The 26,007-nt window shown below is 72.6% G+C and carries 22 protein-coding genes and 2 pseudogenes; 10 read left to right on the forward strand and 14 right to left on the reverse strand.

All coding sequences use genetic code 11. The features are described 5' to 3' along the window. Positions 1 to 62 precede the first annotated feature (62 nt). The 7 genes from E3Z34_RS16605 (at position 63) to E3Z34_RS19980 (ending at position 7,517) form a co-directional block, all read left to right on the forward strand. Complete coding sequence (locus E3Z34_RS16605) at positions 63 to 1,430, forward strand: MFS transporter (protein ID WP_134774503.1); 1,368 nt, start codon at positions 63 to 65, stop codon at positions 1,428 to 1,430. Next, positions 1,427 to 2,863 (forward strand): MFS transporter, encoded by a 1,437-nt coding sequence (locus E3Z34_RS16610; RefSeq protein ID WP_134774504.1) that lies wholly within the window; start codon positions 1,427 to 1,429, stop codon positions 2,861 to 2,863. Before E3Z34_RS16605 ends, E3Z34_RS16610 begins: the two co-directional genes overlap by 4 nt. After that, positions 2,860 to 3,165 (forward strand): DUF2249 domain-containing protein, encoded by a 306-nt coding sequence (locus tag E3Z34_RS16615; RefSeq protein ID WP_134774505.1) that lies wholly within the window; start codon positions 2,860 to 2,862, stop codon positions 3,163 to 3,165. Before E3Z34_RS16610 ends, E3Z34_RS16615 begins: the two co-directional genes overlap by 4 nt. 4 nt (positions 3,166 to 3,169) lie before the next feature. Beyond that, positions 3,170 to 3,607: a hemerythrin domain-containing protein gene (locus E3Z34_RS16620; RefSeq protein ID WP_134774506.1), complete on the forward strand. Its 438-nt coding sequence runs from the start codon at positions 3,170 to 3,172 to the stop codon at positions 3,605 to 3,607. A 19-nt stretch (positions 3,608 to 3,626) separates the two neighbouring features. Beyond that, the gene (locus tag E3Z34_RS16625; protein ID WP_134774507.1) at positions 3,627 to 4,763 is read left to right on the forward strand and encodes a hypothetical protein; all 1,137 of its coding nucleotides are present in this window, start codon (positions 3,627 to 3,629) and stop codon (positions 4,761 to 4,763) included. Beyond that, complete coding sequence (locus tag E3Z34_RS19975; protein ID WP_338043748.1) at positions 4,756 to 5,874, forward strand: hypothetical protein; 1,119 nt, start codon at positions 4,756 to 4,758, stop codon at positions 5,872 to 5,874. Before E3Z34_RS16625 ends, E3Z34_RS19975 begins: the two co-directional genes overlap by 8 nt. Positions 5,875 to 6,308: 434 nt before the next feature. Further along, on the forward strand, positions 6,309 to 7,517 hold the full coding sequence (locus E3Z34_RS19980) for a multicopper oxidase domain-containing protein (RefSeq protein WP_338043815.1): 1,209 nt from the start codon (positions 6,309 to 6,311) through the stop codon (positions 7,515 to 7,517). A gap of 4 nt (positions 7,518 to 7,521) precedes the next feature. Here the strand turns inward: E3Z34_RS19980 and E3Z34_RS16635 are convergent, their stop codons facing one another. Continuing rightward, positions 7,522 to 8,385: a glycosyltransferase family 2 protein gene (locus E3Z34_RS16635; RefSeq protein WP_134774508.1), complete on the reverse strand. Its 864-nt coding sequence runs from the start codon at positions 8,383 to 8,385 to the stop codon at positions 7,522 to 7,524. 77 nt (positions 8,386 to 8,462) lie between these two features. After that, positions 8,463 to 10,199 carry an alpha-amylase family glycosyl hydrolase gene (locus E3Z34_RS16640; RefSeq protein WP_238695246.1) on the reverse strand — a complete coding sequence of 579 codons (1,737 nt, stop codon included), beginning with the start codon at positions 10,197 to 10,199 and terminating at the stop codon, positions 8,463 to 8,465. 70 nt (positions 10,200 to 10,269) lie between these two features. Here E3Z34_RS16640 and E3Z34_RS16645 point away from each other — a divergent pair, with 70 nt between their 5' ends. Next, a complete protein-coding gene (locus tag E3Z34_RS16645; protein ID WP_238695247.1) occupies positions 10,270 to 11,535 on the forward strand; it encodes a multidrug effflux MFS transporter in 1,266 nt (421 codons plus the stop codon). Beyond that, entirely contained in the window at positions 11,532 to 11,996 is a 465-nt protein-coding gene (locus E3Z34_RS16650; RefSeq protein WP_134774509.1) for a pyridoxamine 5'-phosphate oxidase family protein, read from the forward strand. The genes E3Z34_RS16645 and E3Z34_RS16650 overlap by 4 nt, the downstream gene beginning before the upstream one ends. A gap of 116 nt (positions 11,997 to 12,112) precedes the next feature. Here the strand turns inward: E3Z34_RS16650 and E3Z34_RS16655 are convergent, their stop codons facing one another. The 12 genes and pseudogenes from E3Z34_RS16655 to E3Z34_RS16705 form a co-directional block, all read right to left on the reverse strand. Beyond that, positions 12,113 to 12,907: an enoyl-CoA hydratase gene (locus E3Z34_RS16655; RefSeq protein ID WP_134774510.1), complete on the reverse strand. Its 795-nt coding sequence runs from the start codon at positions 12,905 to 12,907 to the stop codon at positions 12,113 to 12,115. A 3-nt stretch (positions 12,908 to 12,910) separates the two neighbouring features. Further along, a pseudogene (gene acs / locus E3Z34_RS16660) lies at positions 12,911 to 14,881 on the reverse strand (acetate--CoA ligase). A gap of 120 nt (positions 14,882 to 15,001) precedes the next feature. Beyond that, on the reverse strand, positions 15,002 to 16,507 hold the full coding sequence (locus E3Z34_RS16665; protein ID WP_134774511.1) for a sodium/solute symporter: 1,506 nt from the start codon (positions 16,505 to 16,507) through the stop codon (positions 15,002 to 15,004). 1 nt (position 16,508) lies between these two features. Further along, positions 16,509 to 16,892 carry a hypothetical protein gene (locus tag E3Z34_RS16670; protein WP_134774512.1) on the reverse strand — a complete coding sequence of 128 codons (384 nt, stop codon included), beginning with the start codon at positions 16,890 to 16,892 and terminating at the stop codon, positions 16,509 to 16,511. After that, complete coding sequence (locus E3Z34_RS16675; protein WP_134774513.1) at positions 16,889 to 17,665, reverse strand: LytR/AlgR family response regulator transcription factor; 777 nt, start codon at positions 17,663 to 17,665, stop codon at positions 16,889 to 16,891. The genes E3Z34_RS16670 and E3Z34_RS16675 overlap by 4 nt, the downstream gene beginning before the upstream one ends. A 35-nt stretch (positions 17,666 to 17,700) precedes the next feature. Then, positions 17,701 to 18,867, reverse strand: a complete 1,167-nt coding sequence (locus E3Z34_RS16680) for a histidine kinase (protein WP_202976980.1) — start codon at positions 18,865 to 18,867, stop codon at positions 17,701 to 17,703. A 47-nt stretch (positions 18,868 to 18,914) separates the two neighbouring features. Continuing rightward, the gene (locus tag E3Z34_RS16685) at positions 18,915 to 20,987 is read right to left on the reverse strand and encodes an MDR family MFS transporter (protein ID WP_134774514.1); all 2,073 of its coding nucleotides are present in this window, start codon (positions 20,985 to 20,987) and stop codon (positions 18,915 to 18,917) included. Next, on the reverse strand, positions 20,984 to 21,430 hold the full coding sequence (locus E3Z34_RS16690; RefSeq protein WP_134774515.1) for a MarR family winged helix-turn-helix transcriptional regulator: 447 nt from the start codon (positions 21,428 to 21,430) through the stop codon (positions 20,984 to 20,986). The genes E3Z34_RS16685 and E3Z34_RS16690 overlap by 4 nt, the downstream gene beginning before the upstream one ends. A gap of 77 nt (positions 21,431 to 21,507) precedes the next feature. After that, the gene (locus E3Z34_RS16695) at positions 21,508 to 23,718 is read right to left on the reverse strand and encodes a catalase (RefSeq protein ID WP_134774516.1); all 2,211 of its coding nucleotides are present in this window, start codon (positions 23,716 to 23,718) and stop codon (positions 21,508 to 21,510) included. Positions 23,719 to 23,816: 98 nt separating this feature from the next. Continuing rightward, positions 23,817 to 24,056, reverse strand: coding sequence for a DUF5701 family protein (locus E3Z34_RS19280; RefSeq protein ID WP_238695248.1), 240 nt, complete (start codon positions 24,054 to 24,056; stop codon positions 23,817 to 23,819). Beyond that, positions 23,969 to 24,409, reverse strand: a pseudogene (locus E3Z34_RS19285) (DUF5701 family protein); the annotation flags it as partial. The gene E3Z34_RS19280 and the pseudogene E3Z34_RS19285, both read right to left, overlap by 88 nt. A gap of 4 nt (positions 24,410 to 24,413) precedes the next feature. Then, a complete protein-coding gene (locus E3Z34_RS16705) occupies positions 24,414 to 24,944 on the reverse strand; it encodes a LiaF domain-containing protein (RefSeq protein WP_134774517.1) in 531 nt (176 codons plus the stop codon). A 57-nt stretch (positions 24,945 to 25,001) separates the two neighbouring features. Between E3Z34_RS16705 and E3Z34_RS16710 the strand changes: the two genes are divergently transcribed. Further along, positions 25,002 to 26,006: an aldo/keto reductase family protein gene (locus E3Z34_RS16710; protein WP_134774518.1), complete on the forward strand. Its 1,005-nt coding sequence runs from the start codon at positions 25,002 to 25,004 to the stop codon at positions 26,004 to 26,006. The last annotated feature ends 1 nt before the right edge of the window (position 26,007 follow it).

Consider the following 26,007-nt stretch of genomic DNA (forward strand, 5'->3'; position numbering starts at 1 on the left):
GGGGTGTACAGTCTCCCTGGCAGATTTTCGATGAGTCTGTTCCTCTAATCCAGGGAGAGCCGATGAGCACCACCGCCCCCGCGGCCGAGAGCCCGGTCGTCGACCAGCGGGCGGGAGCCGGCCGCGTGATGTGGACGTCCACGGCGGCGTTCACGCTGATGTTCGCGGTCTGGCTGATGTTCGGCATCCTCGGCAAGCCGATCAAGGACGAGTTCGGGCTGACCGACACCCAGCTCTCCTGGGTCTCCGCGGTGGCCGTCCTCAACGGCTCGATGTGGCGCCTCCCGGCGGGCATGCTCGCCGACCGCATCGGTGGCCGCAAGGTCTTCACCGCGATGCTCGCGCTCACCGCGGTCCCCGCCTTCCTCGTGAGCCGGGCCGACAGCTACGCCATGCTCCTCGTCCTGGCCTTCCTGGTCGGCTTCGCGGGCAACTCCTTCAGCGTCGGCATCGCCTGGAACGCCGCCTGGGCGCCCCGTGAGCGCCAGGGCTTCGCCCTCGGGCTCTTCGGCGCGGGCAACGTCGGCGCGTCGGTCACCAAGTTCATCGGCCCGCCGCTCATCCTGGCCACCGCCGGCACCACGGTCGCGTTCGGGGTCCAGGGCGGATGGCGCCTCATCCCCGTCGTCTACGCGGTCCTGCTCCTGCTCATGGCGGTGGCGGTGTGGGTGCTGACCCCCTCCGTCGACCGGATGCCCGGGGCGAGCAAGAGCCTCGGCGAGATGCTCACCCCCCTGCGCCAGCTGCGGGTATGGCGCTTCAGCCTCTACTACGTCGCGGTCTTCGGCGCCTACGTCGCCCTCGCCGCCTGGCTCCCGCTCTACTACATGGAGAACTTCGACGTCTCGCTGACCACGGCCGGGCTGCTCACCGCCGTCTTCATCTTCCCGGCCTCCCTGCTCCGCCCGGTCGGCGGCTGGTTCTCCGACCGCTGGGGTGCGCGCAAGGCGATGTACGGCACCTTCCTCGTCATGCTGGCCACCACCGGCCTCCTGATGATGCCGAACGGCTACATCGTCATCAACCACGCCGACGGGCGGGAGACCGAGCACCTGGCCTACGCCATGCACATCGTCCCGTTCACCGTCCTGCTCTTCCTGCTCGGCTGCGCGATGGGCGTGGGCAAGGCCGCGGTCTACAAGCACATCCCCGAGTACTTCCCCGGCAACGTCGGGCCGGTCGGCGGCCTGGTCGGCATGCTCGGCGGTCTGGGCGGCTTCGTGCTGCCACCCCTGTTCGCCTACACCAAGGTCTGGACCGGCTTCCCCACGTCCACCTTCTTCGTGCTCTTCCTGCTCGTGGCCGTCTGCCTCCTGTGGATGCACCTCACGGTCGTCCGGATGCTGCACGAGCGCTCCCCCGAGGTCGCCGACAAGCTCGACGAGCCCGCCCCCCACCCCGCCCTGTCCGTCCAGGAGGCCCGCGCATGACCACCGACACCCGCCGCACCGGCAGCCGCTGGCTGCAGAACTGGGACCCCGAGGACGAGGAGGGCTGGGACAGCCGCATCGCCTGGCAGACGCTATGGATCACCACGTTCACGCTCACCCTGTGCTTCATCACGTGGTTCCTGCCCAGCGCGATCGTCCCCAAGCTCAACGACATCGGCTACTCCTTTACCCAGACCCAGCTCTACTGGATGGCGGCGATGCCGGGCCTGGCCGCGGGCCTGCTGCGCATCGTGTGGATGGTGCTGCCCCCGCTCATGGGCACCCGCTCGATGGTGGCGCTGACCACGGCCCTGCTCTTCTTCCCGCTGCTCGGCTGGGGCGTGCGCGTGCAGGAGCCCACGGCCCCCTACTGGGAGCTGATGGTGCTGGCCTTCCTCGCCGGCATCGGCGGCGGGGCGTTCTCCGGCTTCATGCCGAGCACCTCCTACTTCTTCCCGAAGCGGCTGCAGGGCACGGCACTGGGCCTGCAGGCCGGCCTGGGCAACTTCGGCGTCTCCCTGGTCCAGCTGCTCACACCCTGGCTGATCGGCTTCTCGATGCTGGGCTTCCTGGGCAACAGCCAGGTGATGGAACTGGCCGGTCGGGCCAACCAGGAGGTGTGGTACCAGAACGCCGCCTTCTTCTGGATCCCCTTCGTCCTGGTCGGTGCCGCGTGGGCCTGGCTGGCGTTGAGGTCCGTGCCGGTCAAGGCCAACGTGCGTCAGCAGTTCGACATCTTCCGCAACCCCGACACCTGGTACATGACCCTGCTCTACATCATGACCTTCGGCACCTTCTCGGGGCTGTCGGCGCAGTTCGGCCTGCTCATGAAGAACCTCTACGGTGCCGGCAACCCGGAGATCGTGCAGGGCGCGGGTGAGAGCGCCCAGCTGCTCATCGAGGGGTATGCCGTGCCGGAGGCGGTGAAGTTCGTCTTCCTCGGCCCGCTGGTCGGGGCCGGCGCCCGCGTGCTGTTCTCCCCCCTCACCGACAAGATGGGCGGCGCCATCTGGACCCTCATCTCCGGCATCGGTCTCATCGCCTCGATCGGGTTCACGATCAGCGCACTCGTGCCGGACACGACCTCGGCAGCCACCCTGGACGCCGGCTTCGACCGGTTCCTGTGGGGCATGCTCGCGATCTTCCTCTTCGCCGGCATCGGCAACGCGTCCACGTTCAAGCAGATGCCGATGATCTTCGAACGGCGGCAGGCCGGCGGGGTCATCGGCTGGACGGCGGCCATCGCCGCCTTCGGCCCCTTCTTCTTCGGCATCGGCCTGACCCTCATGACCCCCACCATCTTCTACGTCATCGGACTGGTCTTCGCCGTGATGTGCGTCGGCATCACCTGGTGGCGCTACGCCCGGCCCGGTGCCCCAAGCCCAGCTGAGCCCCATACCCGACCCACCCGAGAGACACGAGGAAAGACATGACCGACCAGAACCGCACCGAGATCCCCGTCACCCAGGTCCGTGAGGGCGGCTGCGCCTGCGGCGAGCACGACGAGGCGGTCCCGCTGCTGGACGTCCGGGTCATCCCGCACGCCATCCGGCACGCGACCATCTTCGGCGCCATCGGCGGCCTGCGCCCGGGGCAGCAGATGGACCTCGTGGCCAACCACGACCCGCTGCCGCTGCTCGCCCAGCTCGCCGAGCGCGAGGGCGAGGCCGTCGCCCACGAGTACCTCGAGCGCGGCCCCGAGGCCTGGACCCTGCGCTTCACCCGCGCCGCCTGAGCCGGTGTGCACCTACTGCGGCTGCGAGTCGATCGAGGTGATCGGCCGCTTCATGGCCGAGCACACCGAGATCATCAACGCCGCGGGCGACCTGCGCCGGGCCTGCCAGGCCGGTGACCAGGCCGCGGTCGAGTCGGCCGCCGACGCCCTGGCCGACCTCCTCTCCCCGCACACCCGGGCGGAAGAGGTCGGACTCTTCGCCGTGATGCGTCGCGACGAGCAGTTCACCGACCACATCGACGACCTGTGCGGCGAGCACACGACCCTCGACGCCCAGCTGGCGGTGATCCGGGCCGGGGACCACGCCTCCTTCCCCGTCTTCGAGGACCTGCTGCGTCATCACATCGACCGCGAGGACAACGGCCTGTTCCCGGCCGCCGCGATCGCGCTGGACGGCCCCGACTGGGTCGAGGTCGACGACAGCACGCCCCCCGGTCGCTGACGGCCACCGGCCCTCCCGTATGCCGACCCCCCGATCCCTCGCGTCCCTGCTCGTGCTGCCCGGCGGGCTCGCGCTGCTGACCGGGATGGATGCCGGCCTGACCCTGGCCGGCGTGCCCGCCCCGGTGGGCAGCGCCCGCCTGGCGGAGCTGCACGGGCCGCTCATGGTCCTCGGCTTCCTCGGCACCGTCATCGCCCTGGAGCGGGCCACGGCCCTGCGGGCGGGCTGGGGCTTCCTCGCCCCGGGGCTGTGCGCCGCCGGGGCCCTGGCGCTCGTGGTCCTGCCGGAGCCACTGGCGGGCCGGCTCCTGCTGGCCCAGGGGCTGCTCACCCTGGCGCTGGTGTATGCCGCGCTCTGGCGCCGCAACCGGGACGTGACTATCGCCGTCGAGGGGCTGGGTGCGGTGCTCGCGCTGGCGGCCACGCTGCTGCTGACCCGGGTGGAGGTGGCCGCCGTGCTGCCCCTGCTCATCGGCTTCGTCGTGCTCACGATCGCGGCCGAGCGCGTCGAGCTGGCGCGGTTGGCGATGCCGTCCGGGGCCGGTGACCGCGTCGCCGTCCTGGCCGGTGCGGTGGCGCTCGCGGCAGCCACGGCCGTGGCGGTGGCCGGGTCCCCTGTCGTGGGCGCGGTCGCCTGGCGGGCCCTGGGGCTCACCCTGCTCCTGCTGACCCTCTGGCTGGTGCGGCACGACGTCGCCCGCCGCACGATCAACGCCACCGGCCTGCCCAGGTTCGCCGCCGCCGCTCTGCTCGCGGGCTACGTCTGGCTGGCCCTGGCCGGGCTCCTGCTCCTGCTGGTCGGGCGCCCCGGCGGGTCGGTCTACGACGTCGTCGTGCACGCGACCTTTCTCGGCTTCGCGATGTCGATGATCCTGGCCCACGCGCCGGTCATCCTGCCCGCCGTGCTGCGGGTGCGGCTGCCCTACCACCGCGCCATGTGGGTCCCCCTCGTTCTGCTCCACCTCACGCTCGCCGGCCGCGTCCTGTCCCTGGCGCTGGTCGGGATCGGGCTGCGGGCCCTGCCGGTGTGGCAGCTCGCGCTGCTCGGCAACGTGGCCGCCCTGCTCCTCTTCCTGCTCACCTCGGTGGTGATCGGCACCCGGGCGACCCGGGCCGCCCGCCGCCCCGCCCCCCACGAGACGGTGCACCATGCCTGAGCTGTCCACCACCCCCGGCCCCCGACCCGGCCCGTCCCCCGCCGCCCGTCCCGCGGCCGGGGCCCGCGGCACGTGGGGCCTGCGGGACCGCCCGGGGGTGCTGTGGCTGGCGCTCGCGGTGGTGATGACCTTCGTCCACCCCTTCGTGCCGGAGTCCCGGTGGCTGATGGTGCACCTGGTCCTGCTGGGGGCGCTGACCCACTCGATCATGGTGTGGAGCACCCACTTCACCCAGGCCCTGCTCAAGACCCGCCCCGGCCTGGACGACCGCCGCACGCAGTCGATGCGGCTCTGGCTGCTGCTCGGCGGCACCAGCCTCACGCTGGTCGGCGTGCCGACGGCGACCTGGCCCCTCACCCTGCTCGGGGCCACCCTGGTCAGCGTCGCCGTGCTGTGGCACGGCGTCCAGCTGGCCCGTCGGCTGCGCGCCGCCCTGCCGGGGCGCTTCCGGGTGACCGTCCGCTACTACGTCGTCGCGGCCCTGTGCCTCCCGGTCGGGGCGGCCCTCGGCGCGACCCTGGCCCTCGGGCTGAGCGACGCCTGGCACGGACGCCTGCTGCTGGCCCACGCGATGGTCAACATCCTGGGCTGGGTGGGGCTCACGGTCACCGGCACCCTGCTCACCCTGTGGCCGACGATGCTGCGCACCCGCATCGGTCCGGCCGCCGAGCGCCGCGCGCGGCATGCCCTGCCGGTCCTCACCCTCGCCCTGGTCGTCCTCGTCGGCGGGGCCCTGCTGGACCTGCGCTGGCTCACCGTGGTCGCCCTCGGCGCCTACGCCCTGGCTCTGCTCTGGTGGGCCTCGGCGGTCCTCCCCCGGTGCTCGCCGCGCCGCCGCGCGAGTTCGCCCCCGCCTCGGTCGGACTGGCCCTGCTCTGGTGGCTCGTCGGGCTCGCCCTGGTGCTCTGGCGGCTGGGGTCCGCACCGGACTGGGCCGCGTTCGCCGACGGTTTCGGGCCCACCGTGGCGGTCCTCGTCGTCGGCTTCGCCGCCCAGCTGCTCTCCGGGGCGCTGTCCTACCTCGTCCCCTCCGTCCTGGGCGGGGGCAAGACGGTGGTCCGTGCCGGGCAGCGCTGGTTCGACCGGTGGGGCACCGCCCGCCTCACCGTGATCAACGTCGGCCTGCTGCTGTGCCTGCTGCCCGTGCCGAGCATCGTCCGGGTCGTGCTGTCGGTCCTCGTGGTGCTGGCCCTGGCGGCCTTCGTGCCCCTCATGCTGGCCGGGGTCCGTGCGGCCGTCCGCGCCAAGCGGGAGGTCGAGACGGCACGGGCCGCCGGGCACTCGCCGGCCGGCGCCACCCCCACCCCCGGCACGTCACCGGGGGCCCCCGACCGGATGCCGTCGGTGTGGTCCGGCGGGCAGCTCGTCGCCGCCCTCTCGGCCCTGGTGCTGGCCGTCAGCCTCGGGGTCGCCGCCGACCCGGCGGCCGCCGGGCTGACCGGCACCGTGCGCCCGGGGGTCGGCGCGACCGGTGGCGCCGCCTCCGGCAGCGCCGCCGTGCAGCCCACCGGCGAGACCACGACCGTCCGGGTCGAGGCGCTCGACATGCGCTTCGAGCCCTCGACGATCACGGTCCCCGCCGGCAACGAGCTCGTCGTCGAGCTCGTCAACGGCGACCCCACCACGGTGCACGACCTGCAGGTCCTCGGGGCGAAGACGCCGCGCCTGGCCCCCGGGGAGACCGCCACCCTCGAGGTGGGGGTGGTCTCCGCCTCCACCGAGGGCTGGTGCACCATCGTCGGCCACCGGCAGATGGGCATGGTCCTCGACGTCGTCGTCGAGGGTGCGCCCGACGGGGGCGCCACGGGCCACGACGGCGATGGGGGCGACGGCACCTCATCCCCCGTCAGCGCCACCCCGCTGCTGGACCCGGACGCCCGGGTGGCCGACCCGGTCGACCCCGTCCTCGCCCCGCTCGGCGACGCGCGGGTGCACCGCCTCACGCTCACCGCCGAGGAGGTGGAGCTCGAGGTGGCCCCGGGCGTGACGCAGACGCGGTGGACCTTCAACGGGCAGGTGCCCGGCCCGACGCTGCACGGACGGGTCGGGGACGTCTTCGAGATCACGCTCGAGAACGACGGCACGATGGGGCACTCCATCGACTTCCACGCCGGTGCCCTCGCCCCGGACCGGCCGATGCGCACCATCGCGCCCGGGGAGTCGCTGGTCTACCGGTTCACGGCGCAGCGGGCAGGCATCTGGATGTACCACTGCTCCACGATGCCGATGAGCAGCCACATCGCCGCCGGGATGGCCGGGGCCGTCATCATCGAGCCGCGCGAGGGCCTGCCCGAGGTGGACCGCGAGTACGTCGTGGTCCAGTCCGAGGTGTACCTCCTGCCCGGCACCGGCCAGGGCGGGGAGGCGCCCGCCGAGGTGGACGCCGACGCGGTCCTCGCCGAGCGCCCGGCCTTCGTCACCTTCAACGGGATCGCGGGGCAGTACGGCGAGGCCGGGGAGATGTTCGAGGCGCGGGTCGGGGAGCGGGTGCGCTTCTGGGTCCTGGACGCCGGGCCCAACCGCGCGACGTCCTTCCACGTGGTGGGCGGTCAGTTCGACACCGTGTATGCCGAGGGCGCCTACCTGCTCGGGCCGCAGGCGCAGGGCACGGGCGCGCAGGCACTGGGGCTGCAGGCGGCCCAGGGCGGGTTCGTCGAGCTGACCTTCCCGGAGGCAGGCCACTACCCGGTCGTCTCCCACGTCATGGTGGACGCGGAGCGGGGGGCCCGCGGCGTGGTGCGGGTGACGGACTGAGTCCTCAGACCGAGCCGACCCGCTCCTCCAGGTCGGTGGCCTTGACCAGGCCCTCGGCCTGCAGCCGGGCCAGCCACGGGTGCTGCGGCGGGTCGTCCCACCGCTGCCGCCAGACCTGGGCGTGCCGCACGGCGTGCCGCGCCTGGTGCTCCTGGTCGACGGGCTCGCCGGGCTGCCGGTAGGCGTCGGCACCCCCGACCCAGACCAGGGAACCTCCGGCGCGACGGACCACCTCGGCGAAGTCGGCGTCCTGGAGCCCCCGCCCGGTGTAGTCGGTGCAGAAGCCGCCGGTGCGGTCGAAGTCCTCGGCGCTCATCGCGAAGCACGCGCCGTCGAACAGCGACCACCGGTCGTCGACCTCCAGCTGGCCGGGGACCAGGCTCGGGGTGCCGCCGACGGGCAGCGCGATCTCGGCCAGCCGGCCCAGGGGGTAGACGAGCTCGTCCTGCGCCAGCGGCGGCAGGTCGAGCACCGGCGCGCGCCACACGACCGGGGCCCGGACGGGCTCCTCGGCGGCGTCCTGACCGGTGACGGCGGCGAGCAGGCGCTCGAGCGTGTGCGGGCCGGGGATGACGGTGTCGTCCAGGAAGACCAGCACGTCCGCCCCGGCCTCGACGGCGTTGGCGGCGGCGAGGTTGCGGGCTGCGGCGACGGGGAGGGCGCGCCGGTCGGTCTCCACGGGTCGCACGATGGTCGTCCAGCGGTCGGTCCCCAGCGGCAGCCGACCGCGGGTCAGGTCACGGTCACCCATCGAGACCACGCTGTGCACGTGGGGGGCGACGGTGCCGACGGAGAGCCCGTCGACCTGGGCGAGCAGCTGGTCGTGGTGGGCCTTGCTCGTGGTGAGCACGCCGATGGTTCCCTGCATGACCTTCACCCTAGGCGGCGCCTGCCGGGCCAACCACCCCCATGGGGGTGAACCTGCCGGTCAGGGCGGGGGCGGGCTCAGGCCGGGACGTAGATCACGACCGAGTAGGGCCCCAGGTCGAGCAGGCCGACACCGTCCTGGACCACCACGTCGGGCGTGGCGTGGTCGCCGAAGAGCTGGCTGTAGGTCCGGGCGTCGCTGTTGAACCGCACGCGCCAGTGCCCGCCCGGGAGCTCGAGCTTGCGCTGGACGGCGTGGGCGGTGAGGTTGATGGCCACCAGTACGTGCTGGTCGTCGCCGCTGGAGCGGACGTAGGCGAGCACGTTGGCGTCGTCGTCGAGCGAGACCACGGTGGTGTGGGGCCCGGTGAGGCCGGCCGTGTCCCCCTCTGCGTTGCGGCGCAGCACGATCATGTCGCGGAACATCCGGGTGATGTCGCGGAAGGCCCAGGCCCGGTCCCAGTCCAGCGGGACCGTGTCGCGGAACCACTCGTCCTCGAGGAACTCCTGGCCCTGGAAGAGCATCGGCATCCCGGGGGCGGTGAGCACCAGCCCGGCCCCGAGGGTCGCGCGCTTCTGGGCGTTCCACCCGGTCGGGTTGTCCCCCCTCACCTCGGAGGTGATCCGGGCGCTGCCGTTGGCCACCTCGTCGTGCGACTCGGTGTAGATGACCCGGTCGAAGGCGTTCTGGTAGCTGTGCGTGACCGCCTTGGCAACCGCGGTGATCGACCGCTGCTCGTCGGAGTCGGCGATGAGGGCCTCGCGCACCGGGTGCACGAACTGGCTGTCCCACTGGGCGTGCATGGCCGCCCCCCCGGGCTCGGTGGAGGTGACGGCGGGGTCGTTGTGCAGGTCCTCGGCGATGACCAGGCGGCGGGGGAACTCCTCGCGCACCATCTCCCCGATCATCCGCATCATGGCCCAGCCCTCGGGGATCTCGTCCCCGTGGGTCCCGTCGACGCGGCGCATGTAGGGCGTCATGTCCAGGCGCAGCCCGTCGACGTGGTAGTCGCGCAGCCACATCCGGGCGTTGTCGAGGATGAAGTCGCGGACCTCCTGCCGGCCGTAGTCCGGCCGCGTGTCGCCCCAGGGGGTGGCGGAGCGGTGGTCGTTGTAGAAGTAGATCCCGCCCTTGCCGTTCTCGGACCAGCCGTCGAACTGCCAGGTCGGCAGGTCGCTGGGGCCGAAGTGGTTGTAGACGACGTCGACGATGACCGCGATGCCGTGCCGGTGCGCCTCGCGCACGAAGGCCTTGAGGGCCTCGGGCCCGCCGTAGGTGTGCTCGACGGCGAAGATGTGGGCCGGGTTGTAGCCCCACGAGTAGTCGCCGGCGAACTCCATGAGCGGCATCAGCTCGATGGCGTTGACCCCCAGCTGCCGCAGGTACTCGAGCTTGCCGGCGGCGTCGACGAGGTCCGCCGGCCCGTCGCCCGCGTCGACGAAGGACCCGATGTGCGTCTCGTAGATCACGATCTCGTGCTGGCGGGGGCAGGTGAAGTCGTCACCCTCCCAGTCGAAGGCACCGTGGTCGTAGAGCAGGCCGTTGCCCACCGAGTTGGTCACCGCCAGGGCGCGGGGGTCGATGCGCAGGAAGGACCCGCCACCGTGGGTGAGGTGGTACTGGTACTCCTGCCACATCTGCGCGCCCTGCACCTCGCCGTACCAGTGCCCGTTGCCCTCGGGGGCGAGCACGTGCTGCTCGGGGTCCCAGCCGTTGAAGTCGCCGACGACGCTGACCCGCTCCGCGTGCGGGGCCCAGACGCGGAAGGCGAATCCGCCGTCGATCGGGACGGCTCCCATGCCGGGTGCGCTCACGGTGATCCTCTGCTCGGTGGGGTGGGACTCAGGTCATGCTAGTCGGGGTCGGGAGGGGTACCGTGCGCCGGTGACGTCATCCGCGCGGGCCGGCTGGCTGGTCACCGTCGTGCTGGCCAGCCTGGCGATGATCGGCCCCTTCACCATCGACACGATCTTCCCCGGCTTCGAGGCGGTCGGCCGCGACTTCGACGTCGACGCGACGGCCCTGCAGCAGCTGACCAGCACCTACCTGCTGGCCTTCGCGCTCATGAGCGTCCTGCACGGGCCGCTCTCGGACGCGCTCGGACGCAAGCCGGTGATGATCGGCGGGCTGGCCGGCTTCACGGCGGCCTGCGTCGTGGCGGCGACCGCACCGACCTTCGGGGTGCTGCTGGGGGCCCGTGTCGCGCAGGGGCTCTTTGCGGGGGCGGCGACCATCGTGAGCCGGGCGGTGATCCGCGACCTCTTCGACGGGCCCGAGGCCCAACGGCTCATGGCGCGCGTCATGATGATCTTCGCCGTCGCCCCCGCCGTGGCGCCGGTGATCGGCGGGGAGATCCTGCGCTTCGCGAGCTGGCACGCCATCTTCTGGTTCGTGGGGTTGTATGCCGTGGCCGCCGCGGCCCTCACCGCGCTCGTCCTCCCCGAGACGCTGCCCCCGCAGGACCGCACCCGGCTCCGGGTGGGGGCCGTGGTGGGCGGCCTGTGGCAGGTCGCCCGCTCCTGGCCCTTCGAGCGGCTGGCGCTGTGCTCGGCCCTGGCCTTCGGCTCCTACTTCGTCTACGTCGTCGGCGCCCCCATCGTCGTCGTGGACCTCCTGGGCCTGGGCGAGCAGGACTTCTGGGTGCTCTTCGTGCCGATGATCGGGGGGATGGTGGTGGGGTCCTGGCTCACCAACCGGCTCGCCGGGCGGCTCGACGGACGCGTCCTCGTGGACCGGGCGATGGCCGGCCTGCTGCTCGCCGGTGTCGCCAACCTGGCCCTGACCAGCACGGTCCCGACCCTGCCCTGGGCGTGGTCGGCCCCGCGCTCAGCTCATGGGCACCGCCATCGGCATCGTCTTCCCCGTCCTGCAGCTGGCGATGCTCGACCTGTTCCCCTCCTCCCGCGGCTCCGCGGCGTCGATGGCCTCCTTCGCCTCCCTCGTCTTCAACGCCGCGCTCGCCGGCGTGGTGGTCCCGCTGGTCAGCGCCAGCCTGGCCACCCTCGCCCTGACCAGCCTCGGCCTGGCTGTCGGAGGGGTCGCCCTGTGGGTCTGGCACCGGCGCGCGGACGGGCGCGACCGACCAGGACCCCACGAGCACTACGACGTGTCATAGGCTGGGGTCAGCACCCGACCAGGAGGACGGCATGAGCGACATCCAGCCCACGACATACCTGTCCGAGGAGGAGTGCTGGGAGCGCCTGCGCGGGACCGAGTTCGGCCGGCTCGCCTACCACCTGGCCGACGAGGTCCACATCGCCCCCATCAACTACGCGGTCGACGGGCAGACCCTGGTCTTCCGCACCGCGGAGGGCTCCAAGCTCCTCGGGGTGGTGATGAATACCGACGTCGCCTTCGAGATCGACGAGGTGGACGAGGAGGCGGAGCTGGCCTGGAGCGTCATCGCCCGCGGCGCGGCCCGGATCCTCGAGGGTCAGGAGGCCCGGGACGCCGACAACCTGCGGCTGCGGCCGTGGGTGGACACCCGGAAGTTCAACGTCGTCTCCATCGCCGTCTCCGAGCTCAGCGGCCGGCAGTTCCACCTCGCCCGTCCGTGGCGGCACATGCTGCCGGTCGAGGAGCCCGAGCCCCTGACCGAGGTCCCCGACTGACCTGTCCTCCCGGACGTGCCCATGTGCGTGTACGCGGCCCATGCGTCACCCAGGACGTCGCCTGAGGTGCATACACGCACATGGGCCCGGCACGGGGCAGGACGCCGCCGGGCAGGCTAGCGGTCCGACCAGCTCGGCGTTCTCTTCTCGAGGAAGGCGCCGATGCCCTCCTGCGCATCGTCGGCGAGCGCGTTCATCGTCATGACGGTCTTGGCGTAGTCGTAGGCCGCGTGCTGGTCACGGTCGATCTGGGCGTAGAACGCCTCCTTGCCGATCCCGGTCACCACCGAGCTCGCGGTCGCGATCTGCTCGGCGAGCTCGCGGGCCCGGGCCTCCAGCCGGTCGGCGGGCACGACCTCGTTGACCAGGCCCCAGTCGGCGGCCGTGGGCGCGTCGACGGGGACACCGGTCAGCAGCATCTGCATCGCCCGCTTGCGACCCACCACCCGGGTGAGCGCCACCATCGGGGTCGAGCAGAACAACCCGATCCTCACGCCGGGGGTGCCGAAGCGGGCACCCTCCTCGGCGACCACGAGGTCGCAGGTGGCGGCCAGCTGGCAGCCCGCAGCGGTGGCGATCCCGTGGACGCGGGCGATCACCGGCTGCGGCACCGACTGGATCAGCTCCATGAGCTCGCAGCAGCGGTCGAAGATCTGGCGGTAGTCCTCGACGCTCCGGCCGGTCATCTCGCCGAGGTCGTGGCCGGCGCTGAAGACCGGCCCCGCCCCCGCGAGCACGACGACGGTGACGTCGCGTCGCTCGCCGATCTCCCGGAACACCTCGATGAGCTCGCCCATGAGGGCCAGCGACAGGGCGTTGCGCTTCTCCGGCCGGTTCAGCGTGACCGTCGCGACGCGGGAGGCCGCGTCGTGCTCGACCAGGACCGTGGCCGTGCCCTCCAGCACCGTCATCGCTCAGTCGCCCTTCTTCAGGCCCTCGCTGATCATGCTCATCACCGAGGAGTCGGCCAGCGTGGTGACGTCCCCGACCTCGCGGTTCTCGGCGACGTCCTTGAGCAACCGGCGCATGATCTTGCCCGACGGGTCTTGGCAGCTCCGGCACGATCATGATCTGCCGCGGCTTGGCGATGGGACCGATCTCCTTGGCGACGTGGTTGCGGAGCTCGGCGACCAGGTCACCGCCCTCGCCCGCCTCGTCGGCCTCCTTCACCGCCTCCTCGCGGAGGATGACGAAGGCGCAGATGGCCTGGCCGGTCGTCTCGTCCGCCGCGCCCACGACGGCGGCCTCGGCCACCTTGGGGTGGGACACGAGCGCCGACTCGATCTCGGCGGTCGACATCCGGTGGCCCGAGACGTTCATGACGTCGTCGACCCGGCCCAGGACCCAGATGTTGCCGTCCTCGTCGAGCTTGGCGCCGTCACCGGCGAAGTAGACGTTCTCGAAGCGGCTCCAGTACGTCTCCTTGTAGCGCTCCGGGTCGCCCCAGATGCCGCGCAGCATGGAGGGCCACGGCTCGGTGAGGACGAGGTAGCCACCGGACCCCTTCTCCACCGGCTGGCCCATGTCGTCCACGACCGAGGCGACGATGCCCGGGATCGGGTGCTGGGCCGAGCCGGGCCGGGTGGGGGTGACGCCCGGGAGGGGGCTGATCATGATCGCGCCGGTCTCGGTCTGCCACCAGGTGTCCACGATGGGGCAGCGGTCGCCACCGATGACCTCGCGGTACCACATCCACGCCTCGGGGTTGATGGGTTCGCCGACCGACCCCAGCAGCCGCAGCGAGGAGAGGTCGAACTCCGCGGGGATCTCCTTGCCCCACTTCATGAAGGTGCGAATCGCGGTGGGGGCGGTGTAGAGGACGCTGACCTTCTTGTCCTGGACGATTTCCCAGAACCGGCCCTGGGGGGGGTGTCGGGCGTCCCCTCGTACATCACCTGGGTGGCGCCCAGCGTCATCGGTCCGTAGACGATGTAGGAGTGCCCGGTGACCCAGCCGATGTCGGCGGTGCACCAGTAGACGTCGGTCTCGGGGTGCACGTCGTGGACGACCGAGCTCGTGTAGGCCGTCTGCACGAGGTAGCCGCCGGTGGTGTGGAGGATGCCCTTGGGCTTCCCGGTCGTGCCGGAGGTGTAGAGGATGAACAGCGGGTGCTCGGCGTCGAACGCCTGCGCCTCGTGGGTGTCGGCCGCCTGCTCGAGCTGCTCGTGCCACCACAGGTCGCGGTCGTCGTGCCACGCGACCTCCTGCTCCGTGCGACGCACGACCAGGACCTTCTGCACCGGGGAGTCGCCCACGTCCAGGGCCGCGTCGACGGCCGGCTTGAGGGCGCCCGGCTTGCCGCGGCGCCACCCGCCGTCGGCGGTGATGACGACCTTGGAGCCGGCGTCGGCGATCCGGCTGTGCAGGGCCTCGGCGGAGAAGCCTCCGAAGACCACGGAGTGCGGGGCTCCCAGCCGCGCGCAGGCCAGCATGGCGATGACGGCCTCGGGGATCATCGGCAGGTAGATCGCCACCGTGTCGCCGGCGCCGATCCCCAGGTCGGCGAGCGCGTTGGCGGCCTTCTGCACCTGCTGGTGCAGCTCGGCGTACGTGATGTCCCGGGTGTCCCCCGGCTCCCCGACGAAGTGGATCGCCACGCGGTCCCCGTGACCGGCCTCGACATGCCGGTCCACCGCGTTGACGCAAGCGTTGAGCGTCCCCCCGAGGAACCACTTCGCGAAGGGGGCGTCGGACCAGTCCAGCACCTGGTCGAAGTCGTTCTCCCAGGTGACGTACCTGCGCGCCTGGTCGGCCCAGAAGCCCTCGCGGTCGGCCTCGGCGCGGTCGAAGAGCTCGGCGGTGCCGTTGGCCCCGGCCGCGAACTCCTCGCTCGGCGGGAAGGTGCGCTCCTCGTGCAGCAGGTTGGACAGTCCCTCGTTGGACATCGTGCCTCCTCGTGGCGGGTCTGGTCCCGAGTATGCCGTGACTGCCGCGGGTGCGCCCGCGGGAGGTCGGTCAACGGTCCGGGCCTGCGCCGAGCGGCAGGGCCGGGTCGGCGAGCGGGATCAGCCGGTGACGCCCTCCGGCGTGTGCAGCCGCACGAGGGTCCGCAGGGCACCGCGGGGGATGCCGTGCGGGGTGGCCAGCGAGACCCCCACCGCCGCCAGGAGCGCCAGCGGCACCGTCCAGGCGGCCGGGTGCTCCAGCAGCGCCCCGGGCCAGCCCGAGGGGCCCACCGTGAGGGTGAGCACCATCGCGGCGGTCGCCAGCACGGCGCCGAGCACGAGCCCGGCGGCCGCTCCCTGCACCGTGAGTCGCGGCCACCAGACGCCCAGCGCCAGGAGGGGGAAGAAGGTCGAGGCGGCGAGGACGAAGGCCAGGGTGACGAAGGCGGCGAGCGGCACGGTGGGAAAGACGCTGGAGACGGCCCAGGGCGCGACCACGGCCCCCACGGTGGCCAGGCGGAACCCGGTGACCTCCGAGTGCTCGGCCCGGACCAGGCGGGACAGCGGCCGGACGACGTCCTGGTTGAGCACGCCCGTCACGGCCACGGCCAGCCCCGAGGAGGTGGACAGGAAGGCGGCGAAGGCACCACCGGCGAGCGCCGCGGTCAGCACCTCGGACCCGAGGCCGGGGATCACCTCCCCCGGGAGCCGGAGGACGACGGTGTCCGCGCTCGCCCCCGCGTCCAGGAGCGGGAGGTAGGCGCGACCCAGGACGCCGTAGACGATCGGGACGACGTAGAACAGGCCCAGCAGGACCAGCAGCCGGACGGTGGTGCGCCGGGCCGCCGCGCCGTCGGGGTTGGTGTAGTAGCGCACGACCACGTGGGGCAGCCCGGTGGTGCCCAGCGCGAGGGCGACGATGAGGGAGAAGGTCCGGTAGACACCCTGGCCCCCGGGCACCGGCCCCGTCTGCGGGAGCGTCCACATGGCGTCCACCTGGGGGGCGGGGCCCTGGGTCACCCACCAAACCGCCAGGATGATCCCGGCCGGGACGGCCAGGGCGGTGAGCTTGATCCAGTACTGCACGGCCTGGACCAGCGTGATCGAGCGCATCCCGCCCGCCGCGACCGCCAGGACCACCACCACGAGAACCACGGAGGACCCCAGCCACTGCGGAGCCCCGGTGACCAGCCGAAGGGTGAACCCGGCCCCCTGGAACTGGGGGATGAGGTAGAGCCAGCCGATGAGCACGACGAGGACCGAGCACAGGTGCCGGACCGCCCGGGACTCCAGCCGGGCCTCGGCGAAGTCCGGCAGCGTGTACGCCCCGGAGCGCCGCAGGGGGGCCGCGACGAGCACCAGGAGCACGAGGTAGCCGACGGTGTAGCCGATGGGGTACCACAGCGCGTCGACACCGGTGTCGTAGATCAGGCCCGCCACCCCGAGGAAGCTGGCGGCCGAGAGGTACTCCCCCCCGATGGCGGCGGCGTTGCGCGCGGGCGAGACCACCCGGCCGGCGACGTAGAAATCGGAGGTCCTGCGGGACAGGCGCAGCGCGAAGACGCTCAGGCCCAGGGTGACGAGGCAGACGAGCAGCACCGAGCCGCCGGCGAGGGTCGGGCCCACCTCAGCGCTCTCGACCGATGAGGTCGGCGAACCGTCGCTCCAGGGCACCCGCGTGCCGGTCGAACCACGCGGCGATCGCGACCATCGCGGGGTAGAGCAGCACCCCCAGCACGATCCAGGGCAGGGGGAGCCCGCCGGCCTGCAGCGTGCGGGTCGCGGGGGCCACCGCGAAGAGCAGGGGCAGCCCGAGCAGGACCGCCGCGACGACCCCCAGCACGACGAGCGCCAGCCGCAGCTGGGCCCGCAGCAGCCCCTGGAGGTAGAGCTCGCCCACGTCCGTCTGCTCGGCCAGCGCGGAGGCAAGGGAGCGGCGCCGGGCGGTGGTCGCGCCCCGGCGGGCGGAGGTGACCCGCACCCGCTGGGTATGCCGCGCGGGGCCGCTCACGCGCCCCCGGCCCGGTCGGAGAGCACCCGCTCGCGCACCTCCCGGGCGTGCCGCCGGGCGACCGGGAGCTCGGGGCCGTCGGGGGCCAGGACCAGGCTCAGCTTGCCCTGGCTCTGCCGGACCTCGGCCACGTGCGGCAGGGCGACGAGGGTGGAGCGGTGGATGCGCACGAAGCCGGCGTCGGCCCACCGCTCCTCCAGCGTCGACAGCGGGATGCGCACGAGGTGGGACCCGGTGGGGGTGAACAGGCGGGCGTAGTCGCCCTGGGCCTGGACGTAGCGGATCGCCGACCGGAGCACGAACCGGGTGACACCCCCCAGCTCGACGGGGATGCGCTCCTCGGCGCCCTCCCCGGCCGTCGCCCCCACCGCTCCCGGGGACGAGGCCGGGGTCGAGGGCGGGGGCGCTGTCCCCCCGGCGGCGGCGAGGACGCGCTCGACGGCCTGCGCCAGCCGGGTGGGGGAGACGGGCTTCATGAGGTAGTCGGTGGCCCGCACCGCGAAGGCGTCGACCGCGTGCTCCTCGTGGGCGGTCACGAAGACCACCTGGGGGCGGTCGGCGAAGCGGGCGATGACGCGGGCCAGCTCCATCCCGTCGAGCCCGGGCATGGAGATGTCGGAGAAGACCACGTCGAAGGGTGCGGACTCCAGGGCGCGCAGGGCGTCGGTGCCGCTGCCGGCGGGCACCACCGCGGTGAACCGACCGTCCTGCTCCAGCAGCCAAGTCAGCTCCGCCAGGGCGGGCGGTTCGTCGTCGACGACGAGGGCGCGCATGGGGCCATGGTAGGTCGGCCCCGACCGGTCCCGGCTCAGGCGTGGACGCCGGGCGCGTACTTCGGCACCCGGAAGCTCACCTTGGTGCCCAGGCCGGGCGCCGTCTCGACCACGAGCCCGTGGTCGTCCCCGTAGACCTGGCGCAGCCGGGCGTCGACGTTGCCCAGGCCCAGCGACTCGGTCTTTCGCAGACCCTCGTCCTCCCCGTCCAACGCCCGCCGGACCGCCTCCGGGTCCGACCCCACGCCGTCGTCCTCGATGCTGATCTCGGCCAGGTCGCCCAGGTCGGTCGCGGTGATCGTCACGCTCCCGACCCCCTCCTTGCCGGCGAGGCCGTGCCGCACGGCGTTCTCGACCAGCGGCTGGACGACGAGGAAGGGGACCACCACGGAGAGCACCTCGGGGGCGATGAGCAGGCTCACCTGCAGCCGCTCCCCGAAGCGGGCCTGCTCCAGCACGAGGTAGCGCTCGACGTTGCGCAGCTCGTCGGCCAGGGGGGTGAACGACCCGCCGCGCCGCAGCGCGTAGCGGGTGAAGTCGGCGAACTCCAGGAGCAGCTCGCGGGCCCGGTCGGGGTCGGTGCGCACGAAGCTGGCGATCGCGGCCAGCGAGTTGTAGACGAAGTGGGGGCTGATCTGGGCGCGCAGGCTGCGCAGCTCGGCCTCCATCGCGCGGGTGCGCTCCCGGTCCAGCTCGCCCAGCTCCAGCTGCCCGCCCATCCAGGTGGCCAGCTGCTCGGTGGCCCGGGCCAGGCCCGCGGACGGGCGGCCGGAGTAGGCGGCCAGCACCCCGATCACCCGGTCCTCGACCACGAGGGGCGCGACCACGCCGGCCCGGACGTCGCAGTCGGGGCGGGTGCAGGGCAGGTCGGCCCGGGTGAGCACCGCGACGTCGCCGCTGCCCAGCACGGTCGCGGCGTGGGACATGGCCTGGTCGCGGTGGTGCTCACCGCGGCCGACCCAGACCAACACGTCCTGGGTGTCGCAGATCGCCAGGGCGGTGCTGCCCAGCATGAGGCGCAGCGGCCGTCCCGCCCGGCTGGCGTTGTCGGCGGTCAGCCCGGCCCGCAGCAGCCGGCCGGCCTGGCTGCCCGTGCGCAGCGTCTCGTAGGTGATGCGGTCGGTCTCGGAGAGGAAGCCGCGTCGGGCCCGGCGCCGACGGACCCACAGGACGGCGTGCAGGACGAGGAAGACCGCGACCACCCGCCAGCGCGGTGGGGAGGTGGAAGGAGCCCTGCATGGGGGGCAGACTACGAGGTTCCCGCCCCCACCCGGGGGGACTCATCGCCCGTCCCGATGTCGACGAGCAGGGCCGTCGACAGCTCCGAGGCGGCCTGCCGCACCTCGGCGAGGTCGACCGCGGCGTGCCGCTCGGCGACCGACGGCTCGACGACGGACAGCACCTCGTCCCGGGCGCGCTCGGCGGCCCGCACGGCCAGCTCCTGCCGCAGCGGCTCGCTGAGCAGGCCCCCCGGCGCAGTGGCCCGGCGGGCCAGCTGCACCGCATACCGCTCGGCCGTGACCACCTCCTGCTCGTCGTCGCTGGTGAGCATGAGCGCGGCGTTGCGCAGCACCTGCCGACCGCGCTCCAGGTCGCCGTCGCCGAGCTCGGTCACCGCCCGGGCCAGCAGCGGACGGTCCGGTCGCCCGGCGCTGCGGGCGAGCATCGCCAGCTGCAGACCGAGCACCCGCTCCCGGGTGCGGGCGCCCACGTCCCCGTGCCGCAGGCCGGGCACGTAGTTCTCCGACGGCGAGCTGGACGCCATGGTGTCGAGGTACTCGCGCTGGGCCTCGTCGGGGGTGTGCACGGTGTCGCGCAGGGGGATGTGGCGGATCCCGAGGGTGGCGAGGAAGACGACCGCGACGATCGGCAGCCCCAGGAGGAAGACGTCGTGCAGCCGGTCGGCCAGGCCGGCGCGGATCGCTTCCAGCACCTCCGGCGGCATCCCGACCGTCGCGGCGGGGTCGAGCGCGGCGCCGGCGTCGATCTGGTCCAGGTCGCCGAGCTGGTCCTCCGCGCCGGGGGGGAGGTAGCCGGCGATGGCCCGGGCGAGGCCGGAGGTCATCACGGCACCGAAGATGGCGATGCCCACGGTGTTGCCGACGTTGCGGAAGAACTGCAGGGCGGCCGTGGCGACCCCCAGGTCCCGACGGGAGACGGCGTTCTGCACCACGAGGGTGTACTGCTGCATGGCCAGGCCCAGGCCCGTGCCCATCACGGCGATGGCCGCGGTCAGCTCCCACTCCGAGGAGCCGGCCCCGAGCCGGGTCAGCAGCCACACGCCGACCCCGAGGACCACGGTGCCGACGAGCATGAGCTCCTTGTAGCGCCCGGTGCGGGTCACCAGGTAGCCCGAGACGATGCCGACGAGGATGAGGCCGAGCATCATCGGCATGAGGATGAGGCCGGACTCGGTGGCACCGACTCCGAGCACGCCCTGGGCGAAGACGGGGACGTAGATGATGACGCCGAACATCACCATGGCCAGCCCGAAGGCGGCGACGTTGGCGAAGGTGAAGACGCTGTTGGCGAAGAGCCCCAGGGGGATGAGGGGATTCTCGGCCCGGGTCTCGACCAGGACGAAGAGTCCCAGCAGCGCCCCGCCGACGAGGTAGAGGCCCACGATCGGCACGGACCCCCACGGGTAGCTGACGCCTCCCCAGGAGGTGGCCAGGAGGATGGCGACGAGCGCGGGGCTGAGGGTGAGGATGCCGAGCACGTCCACCCGCCCGCTCGAGGGCTCGTGCTCCAGCCGGAGGAAGCGGGCGATGACGAAGATCGCGGCCACCCCCAGCGGCACGGTGGCGAAGAAGAGCCAGCGCCAGCCCCAGTGGTCGGTGATGAGCCCACCGGCGATGGGGCCCGCGACCGAGGTGACGCCGAAGACGGCCCCCATGAGGCCCTGGTACTTGCCGCGCTGCCGCGGCGGGATGATGTCGCCGATGATCGTCTGGGACAGCGGCATCAGCGTGCCCATCCCCAGGCCCTGGACGGCCCGTCCGGCCACGAGCGTCCAGAAGTTCGGGGCGAGGCCGGACAGGACGGAGCCGAGGAGGAAGATGACCAGGCCGGCGAGGTAGAAGCGGCGCCGGCCGAACATGTCGGAGAGCTTGCCGACGACCGGCACCACGATCGCCGAGACGAGCATCGCGGCCGTCGCCACCCAGCTGTAGTGGTCCATGCCCCCCAGCTCGGCCACGATGCGCGGCATGGCGGGCCCGACGATGGTCTGGCTGATCGAGGCGACGAACATGCCGAGCATGAGGCCGGCGAAGACGCGCTTGTGCTCGGGGGTGAGCCGGTAGGCGGCGGGGCCGGTCACGAGGTGGACCCGCTGGCCCCGAGGGTGTCGGTGAGGCGGCCGAGCAGCCGGGCCAGCTCGGCCGTGTCCGCCTCGTCCCACCCCTGGAGGGCGTCGGTGACCAGGGTCACCCGTCGGGCCCGCTCCTGGGTGACGGCCCGGTGCCCCTCCTCGGTGAGGAAGAGCACCTGGGCCCGGCCGTCGGTGGGGTCGGTCTCGCGGTGGATCAGCCCTCTGGACGTGAGCGAGGCCAGGCGTCGGCTCATCGTCGAGGGGTCGAGCCCCTCGGTGCGGGCCAGGTCGCGGGGACGCACCTCCTCGGCCCCCGCAGCCACCTCCTGGGCGCGAGGGAGCCGGATGAGGACCGCGAAGTCGGGTCGGGACAGGACCTCGGTGCCGGAGTGCTCGTTCAGCAGGCGACCCATGGCGGCGAAGGCGCGCGCCAGCTGCTCAGAAAGTTGCATGATGCATACATCATACGCCTCTCAAGCGGCCTACCCCTGTGTCCTCCCGGGAGGCCGGATCTCCTCGGGACCCGCGGTCAGACGTCCCGCTCCCACCGGCGCAGGCCCGCGAGAGCCTCGACGAAGGCCTCGGGCTCGACCTCGCCGAGGTCGTGGCAGGCCTCGTCGAGCTGCTCGGCGATCCCGGCCACCTGCAGCAGCGGTGAGGCACCGTCGACGTACCCGATGTGCTTGTAGTGGGTGAAGGCGTCGGAGACAAAGTCCTTGACGCCCGGATGGCCCGACAGCTCCTCGGCACCCGGCCCGGTCGCCAGCAGCGCCACCGCGTCGAAGAGGACCGAGGGTGCGGCGTCGATCTTGTGGTCGACCGGGGTCCGGTCGTCCTCGCCGTCGAGCACGACCCCGCCGACCTTGAGCGCGACGGTCTCGACCAGGCCGCCGACGGCCTCGACGGCCGAGCGGACCTCCTCGAGCAGCGCACCGTCGGTGCCGTCGGAGACGAGGATGCCGAGCTTGCGGCCTCCGAAGTCCTTCGGTGCCCGGGCGGCGAAGCTCAGCGCCGGTGACGGCGGGAGGTCGTGCCGAGGGGCGACGGCGGGCTCGGTCGCCTCCGGGAGGTCCAGGCCGAGACCGTCGGCCACCTTGCGGGCCAGCTCCTCGTCGACGTTGCGCAGGTTGGCGACCATCCGCTCGCGGATCTGCGGGATCTCGCACTTGGACAGCTCGAAGACGAAGGCCATCCAGATGTGCTCCTGCTCGGGGCGGGTCTGGGAGCGGTAGAACTGCCCCGCCTGCGAGTAGTGGTCGGCGAAGGACTCCGGTCGCAGCCGCCGGGTGGGCCCGGACTCCTCCCGCACCACGGTCCGGAAGCCGGCCTCGTGGTCGGCCCGGGGGCCGGCCGCGGCCCCGGTGAAGGAGTTGGGCTCGTAGTTGGCCCGGCCCGCCTGCCGGCCGTGCTGCATGTGCCCGTCGCGCTGGAAGTGGGCGACCGGGCAGCGGGGGGCGTTGACCGGGAGCTGGGCGAAGTTGGTCGACCCCAGGCGCTTGAGCTGGGTGTCGAGGTAGGAGAAGTTGCGGCCCTGCAGGAGGGGGTCGTTCGTGAAGTCGATGCCGGGCACGACGTTCTGGGTCATGAAGGCGACCTGCTCGGTCTCGGAGAAGACGTTGTCGACGACCCGGTCCAGGCGCATGGTGCCGATCACCCGCAGGGGGACCTGCTCCTCGGGGATGATCTTGGTGGGGTCGAGGACGTCGAACTCGAAGGCGTCGGCGAAGTCGTCGTCGAAGGCCTGGATGCACAGGTCCCACTCGGGGAAGTCCCCGTTCTGGATCGCCGTCCACAGGTCCCGGCGGTGGAAGTCGGGGTCGGCACCGTTGATCTTCACCGCCTCGTTCCAGACCACCGACTGCAGGCCCTGTCGGGGCACCCAGTGGAACTTGACGAAGGTGCTGCTGCCCACGGCGTCGACGAACCGGAAGGTGTGGACGCCGAAGCCCTGCATGAAGCGGAAGGACCGCGGGATCGCCCGGTCCGACATCTGCCAGAGCAGCATGTGCGTCGACTCGGGCATGAGGCCCACGAAGTCCCAGAAGGTGTCGTGGGCCGACGCGGCCTGCGGCCAGCCGCGGTCCTGCTCCTCCTTGACCGAGTGGACGAGGTCGGGGAACTTGATCGCGTCCTGGATGAAGAAGACAGGGATGTTGTTGCCCACCAGGTCCCAGTTGCCCTCGTCGGTGTAGAACTTCGTGGCGAAGCCGCGCACGTCCCGGGCCAGGTCGAAGGAGCCCTTGTTGCCGGCGACGGTGGAGAAGCGGACGAACACCGGCGTCTGCTTGCCGGCCTCGGCGAAGAGGGAGGCTCGCGTCAGCCCGGACAGGTCCTCGGCGGCGGTGAACGTGCCGTGGGCGCCGTAGCCCCGCGCGTGGACCACCCGCTCCGGGATCCGCTCGTGGTCGAAGTGGAAGAGCTTGTCGCGCAGGACGTGGTCCTCCAGCAGGACCGGCCCCCGCTCACCGACCGTCAGGGAGTTCTGGTTGTCCGAGATCGGCTGACCGTGCGAGGTGGTCAGCAGCGGCTGACCGTCCCCGGGGCGCTGGTGCAGCTCACCGCCGGAACCCGGCTCGGTGCCACCGGTGTAGACGGGGTTGTCCGCGGCGGCACCGGCGTTGCCCGGGGTCGGCGGCTGCGGAGGAGCGGGGTCCTGCGGGTAGCTCGGCAGCTGCGGGCCGCCGACGTCGGCCGCCGGGCTCTCGGTGCCGGTGGGTGCGGGGCTCTGCTCGGTCGACATGGGATCCTCCGGAAGGGCGCGACGTGCGGGTCCTCCCGACACTAGGTGCGCCCCCGGGGCCCCCGCGCGGTGAGCCTGCCCGACGGCCATGTGCGGGCTCAGGCGTGGCGGCCGGCGACGGAGGCGATCCCCAGCCAGGTGTGGTGGTTGCCGGCCCAGCACCAGCCGACCTTCGGCGCGTCCTTGCGCTCCTGGCCGTCCCGGCCCGTCCCGTTGCTGATCCACAGCGCCGGGACCCGGGTGTCGAGGGTGCCGGGGCGCGCCCGGGGCGCCGGGAGCCGGAGGTCATGAAGCAGTGGTTGCGCTCGAGCACGGCCGGCTCCTGGAGCACCCAGCACAGACCCTCGGAGACGGTCATCAGCTCCCGGCCCGCCGCCCGCAGCTCCGGGTCGACCTCGTCCGGGCTCCGATCGGCGAACCCGTCCCCCCGGTCCGGCCCGGTCACGGCGTACAGGTCCGCGTCCGGGACCACCGTGCCCGGTGCGGGGACGTACTCCGCGAGGTCCCCCAGGTGATCGACGACGGAGCCGGTGCGCTCACCCCGCCGCAGCAGCGGCGCCAGGTCGGCGGCCGGGACCAGCCGGGGGTGGACCACGAGGAGGTCCCCCTCCAGGCCCGGCGGGAGGGCGGGCAGGTCCAGGCCGAGCCGGACGAGACGGGCGTGCTGTTCGTGGAGCGGGGCGAGGGTCACCGGGTCACGCCCTCGGCCGGGCCCAGCGCCACCCGCGGGGCAGCTTCTCCCCGGCGGCGACGGAGCGCACCCGCACGTCCCCGAAGACCGACCATCCGGTGACGAGCAGCCGGCTGCCGGACGGCGCGGCCCCCGTCGCGGGCGCCCCCACCTCCGACCGGGCGTCACCGAGCAGGGTCATCCCCTGGATCTGCACGTCGGTCCCCTCCGGGACGAGGATCTTCGCGCTGCCGAAGAGGCTGTAGAGCTCCACCTCGAGCGTCTCCCCCGGCTGCAGCACCTGGCGCAGGTCCAGCTTGGTGTCGCCGAAGACCTGGATCGCGACGGTCCGGCGGGCGGCGTCCCACGACCCGGTGCGCACCAGGTCGCCGAAGGCCGACACCATGGGCTGGTCCCGGTCCCGCCGGGCGGGCAGGGGACCCCCCGTCGGGCCAGGAACAGGCCAGGGGCGAGGGTCGGGGACGATCTCCGGCAGCCCGTCCCCCGGGGTCTGCGGACCCGGTAGCGGTGGTGGGGGTCCAGGACGTTCCGTCATACCCCCACCGTAGCCGCGCCGGTCGGAGCATCCCCGCGACGTCCGTAGGGTGGGGGGATGGAATTTCGGTACCTCGGCAACAGCGGGCTCAAGATCAGCGAGATTACCTACGGCAACTGGTTGACCCACGGGTCCCAGGTGGAGAACGAGGTGGCCCACCGGTGCGTGCGCGCCGCGCTCGACGAAGGGATCTCCACCTTCGACACCGCCGACGTCTATGCCAACACCAAGGCCGAGAGCGTCCTCGGCGAGGCGCTGAAGGGCGAGCGCCGGGAGAGCCTGGAGATCTTCACCAAGGTCTACTGGCCGACCGGCCCGGGCGGCAAGAACGACACCGGCCTGTCGCGCAAGCACGTGATGGAGTCGATCGACGGGTCGCTGCGGCGGCTGCAGACCGACTACGTCGACCTCTACCAGGCGCACCGCTACGACACGGAGACGCCGCTGGAGGAGACCATGCAGGCCTTCGCCGACATCGTCCGGCAGGGCAAGGCGCTCTACATCGGCGTCAGCGAGTGGACCGCCGACCAGATCCGCGAGGGTCACCGGCTGAGCAAGGAGCTGGGCTTCCAGCTCATCTCCTCCCAGCCGCAGTACTCCATGCTGTGGCGGGTCATCGAGCCCGAGGTGGTCCCGGCGTGCGAGGAGCTGGGCATCTCCCAGATCGTCTGGAGCCCGATGGCCCAGGGCGTGCTCTCCGGCAAGTACCTCCCCGGTCAGCAGCCGACCGAGGGCCGTGCGGCCGACGAGAAGATGGGCCGCGGCATGAAGGGCTTCATGTCCGACGAGACCCTCACGGCCGTCCAGGACCTCAGGCCGCTCGCGGAGGAGGCCGGCCTGACCATGCCGCAGCTGGCGATCGCCTGGGTGCTGCAGAACCCCAACGTGGCCGCCGCCCTCGTGGGCGCCTCCCGGCCCGAGCAGGTCCAGGACAACGTCAAGGCGGCCGGCGTGAGGCTCGACGCCGACCTCCTGGCGAAGATCGACGAGGTCCTCGGCGACGTCGTGGAGCGCGACGCGGGGAAGACCGCGGAGAACGCGCCGCAGGAGCGCGTGGCCTGAG

This window comes from Ornithinimicrobium flavum (genome assembly GCF_004526345.1).
In the GTDB taxonomy this organism is placed as follows: Bacteria; Actinomycetota; Actinomycetes; order Actinomycetales; family Dermatophilaceae; genus Ornithinicoccus; species Ornithinicoccus flavus.

Excerpts from the sequence above, each read along its gene's own strand:
- E3Z34_RS16605 (WP_134774503.1), top strand. The coding sequence starts at position 63 with ATGAGCACCACCGCCCCCGCGGCCGAGAGCCCGGTCGTCGACCAGCGG.
- E3Z34_RS16610 (WP_134774504.1), top strand. The coding sequence starts at position 1,427 with ATGACCACCGACACCCGCCGCACCGGCAGCCGCTGGCTGCAGAACTGG.
- E3Z34_RS16615 (WP_134774505.1), top strand. The coding sequence starts at position 2,860 with ATGACCGACCAGAACCGCACCGAGATCCCCGTCACCCAGGTCCGTGAG.
- E3Z34_RS16625 (WP_134774507.1), top strand. The coding sequence starts at position 3,627 with ATGCCGACCCCCCGATCCCTCGCGTCCCTGCTCGTGCTGCCCGGCGGG.
- E3Z34_RS19975 (WP_338043748.1), top strand. The coding sequence starts at position 4,756 with ATGCCTGAGCTGTCCACCACCCCCGGCCCCCGACCCGGCCCGTCCCCC.
- E3Z34_RS19980 (WP_338043815.1), top strand. The coding sequence starts at position 6,309 with ATGCGCTTCGAGCCCTCGACGATCACGGTCCCCGCCGGCAACGAGCTC.
- E3Z34_RS16635 (WP_134774508.1), bottom strand. The coding sequence starts at position 8,385 with ATGCAGGGAACCATCGGCGTGCTCACCACGAGCAAGGCCCACCACGAC.
- E3Z34_RS16650 (WP_134774509.1), top strand. The coding sequence starts at position 11,532 with ATGAGCGACATCCAGCCCACGACATACCTGTCCGAGGAGGAGTGCTGG.
- E3Z34_RS16655 (WP_134774510.1), bottom strand. The coding sequence starts at position 12,907 with ATGACGGTGCTGGAGGGCACGGCCACGGTCCTGGTCGAGCACGACGCG.
- E3Z34_RS16675 (WP_134774513.1), bottom strand. The coding sequence starts at position 17,665 with ATGCGCGCCCTCGTCGTCGACGACGAACCGCCCGCCCTGGCGGAGCTG.
- E3Z34_RS16690 (WP_134774515.1), bottom strand. The coding sequence starts at position 21,430 with ATGCAACTTTCTGAGCAGCTGGCGCGCGCCTTCGCCGCCATGGGTCGC.
- E3Z34_RS16695 (WP_134774516.1), bottom strand. The coding sequence starts at position 23,718 with ATGTCGACCGAGCAGAGCCCCGCACCCACCGGCACCGAGAGCCCGGCG.
- E3Z34_RS16705 (WP_134774517.1), bottom strand. The coding sequence starts at position 24,944 with ATGACGGAACGTCCTGGACCCCCACCACCGCTACCGGGTCCGCAGACC.
- E3Z34_RS16710 (WP_134774518.1), top strand. The coding sequence starts at position 25,002 with ATGGAATTTCGGTACCTCGGCAACAGCGGGCTCAAGATCAGCGAGATT.